The 1885-nt window shown below is 67.6% G+C and carries 4 protein-coding genes; 3 read left to right on the plus strand and 1 reads right to left on the minus strand.

Annotation, left to right across the window (positions count from 1 at the left end; genetic code table 11):
- Positions 1-121: LacI family DNA-binding transcriptional regulator (locus G3N93_RS39335; protein WP_206135453.1), on the minus strand; the 121-nt coding region annotated here is incomplete at its 3' end.
- A 232-nt stretch (positions 122-353) separates the two neighbouring features.
- On the opposite strand from G3N93_RS39335, the gene G3N93_RS39340 reads away from it, so the two are divergent.
- From G3N93_RS39340 to G3N93_RS39350, 3 genes are all read left to right on the plus strand, one after another.
- Entirely contained in the window at positions 354-1376 is a 1023-nt protein-coding gene (locus G3N93_RS39340; protein WP_241012078.1) for a fatty acid desaturase family protein, read from the plus strand.
- A gap of 36 nt (positions 1377-1412) precedes the next feature.
- On the plus strand, positions 1413-1721 hold the full coding sequence (locus tag G3N93_RS39345) for a non-heme iron oxygenase ferredoxin subunit (protein WP_011353115.1): 309 nt from the start codon (positions 1413-1415) through the stop codon (positions 1719-1721).
- A 4-nt stretch (positions 1722-1725) separates the two neighbouring features.
- Positions 1726-1885 (plus strand): FAD-dependent oxidoreductase (locus G3N93_RS39350; RefSeq protein ID WP_206135454.1); only part of this gene is annotated, 160 nt, incomplete at its 3' end.

A 1885-nucleotide genomic window follows, 5' to 3' on the forward strand; every position in this document is an offset into this window, starting at 1 on the left:
TCACGCTGCCGCGCTCGTTCAGCACGCGGTCGACGGTGGTCGTGCTGACCCCGGCGAGCGCCGCGATCTCGTCGAAGCGCGCGGTGCGCTTGCGCCAGCGCGGCCCGGATTCGCCTGCCATGGTTGTCTCCATCGTGGGGTCGCCATCGAGACGTGGCGATGCGAGGAACGCTAAAGCGATGGCGAAATTTCGTCAACGTTTCGATTGAGCGGGGGAGGCTGCGGGCCTAATTTTGATTCCATGCCGAAGCGCTTGCCGCGCTTCCTACGGACAAGGAATCAAGGAGACGCACGTGGTTCATCTCGACGACCAGGCGCACGACCGCACGGCGGCGCGCCGGCAGGAATACCGGATGACCGGCGGCGCCGGCGAGCGCGCGCAGGCGGCCGGGCTCGTCAACGCCGAGTGGTACCGGTGCGCGGTGCCGCGGCCGCTGATGAAGCAGCTGATGCAGCGCGGCGACGCGCGCGCGATCCGCGACACGCTGATCTGGTACGCGGCGATCGCGATCAGCGGCGTGCTCGCGTGGCTGGCATGGCGCGCGCATTCGGCGTGGGCGATCCCCGCGTTCTTCGTGTACGGCACGCTTTACTGCAGCCCGGCCGACTCGCGCTGGCACGAATGCGGGCACGGCACCGCGTTCCGCACGCGCTGGATGAACGACGTGCTGTACCAGGTCGCGTCGTTCCAGGTGTTCCGCCGTGCGACGGCATGGCGCTGGAGCCATGCGCGTCATCACACCGATACGCTGGTCGTCGGGCGCGATCCGGAAATCGCCGCGCCGAAGCCGACCGACTGGTTCTCGCTCGTGCTGAACATCGTCGCGCTGAAGCACGTGGCCGGCGAGCTGCGCAAGATGATCGCGATTGCCTTTACCGGCCGGCTCGACGACGAGGAGCGCACCTACGTGCCGGAATCGGAGCGGCCGAAGGTGGTGCGCGAGTCTCGCATCCATCTCGCGGTGTACGCGCTCGTGACCGCTGCTTCGCTCTACTGGCACACGATCCTGCCGCTGCTCTACATCGGGCTGCCGAGCCTCTACGGCGCATGGCTGTACCTGTATTTCGGCCTCACGCAGCATGCGGGCATGCCCGAGAACGTGCTCGATCACCGGCGCAACTGCCGGACCGTGAGGATGAATCCGGTGTTCCGCTTCCTGTACTGGAACATGAACTACCACGTCGAGCACCACATGTTTCCGATGGTGCCGTTCCACGCGCTGCCGAAGCTGCACGAGGCCGTGAAGGCCGACATGCCGCCGCCGTATCGCAGCACGCTGGCCGCGTACGCGGAGATCGTGCCGGCGCTGGTCCGGCAGACGCGCGATCCGACCGATTACGTCGTGCGGCCCGTGCCGGATGCCGCGCGTGCCTGACCGACATCGCCCCTGCCAACCGAGGAGACAAGCAACATGACGCAATGGATCGACACCGGAGCACTCGACGACATCGACGACGAAGACGTCGCGCGCTTCGACCATGCCGGCCACACGTACGCGATCTACCGCATCGACGGCGAAGTCTATGCGAGCGACGGCCTGTGCACGCACGAGCACGTGCATCTGGCAGACGGGCTCGTGATCGACCACGTGATCGAATGCCCGAAGCACAACGGGCGCTTCGACGTCCGCGACGGTCGGCCGCTGTCCGCACCCGCCTGCGAGAAGCTGCGCACGTACCGCGCGAAGATCGAAGACGGCCGCATCCTGATCGAGGTGTGACGCGATGACGAACGACCGGGTGATGGCGATCGTCGGCGCGGGTCACGCGGGCGGCCGCGCGGCGCAGGTGCTGCGGGAGTCCGGCTGGGGCGGGCGGATCGTGCTGATCGGCGCGGAGGCGCATCCGCCGTACGAGCGGCCGCCGTTGTCGAAGGGCGTGCTGA

The organism is Burkholderia sp. Se-20378, assembly GCF_017104665.1.
Taxonomy (GTDB): domain Bacteria; phylum Pseudomonadota; class Gammaproteobacteria; order Burkholderiales; family Burkholderiaceae; genus Burkholderia; species Burkholderia lata.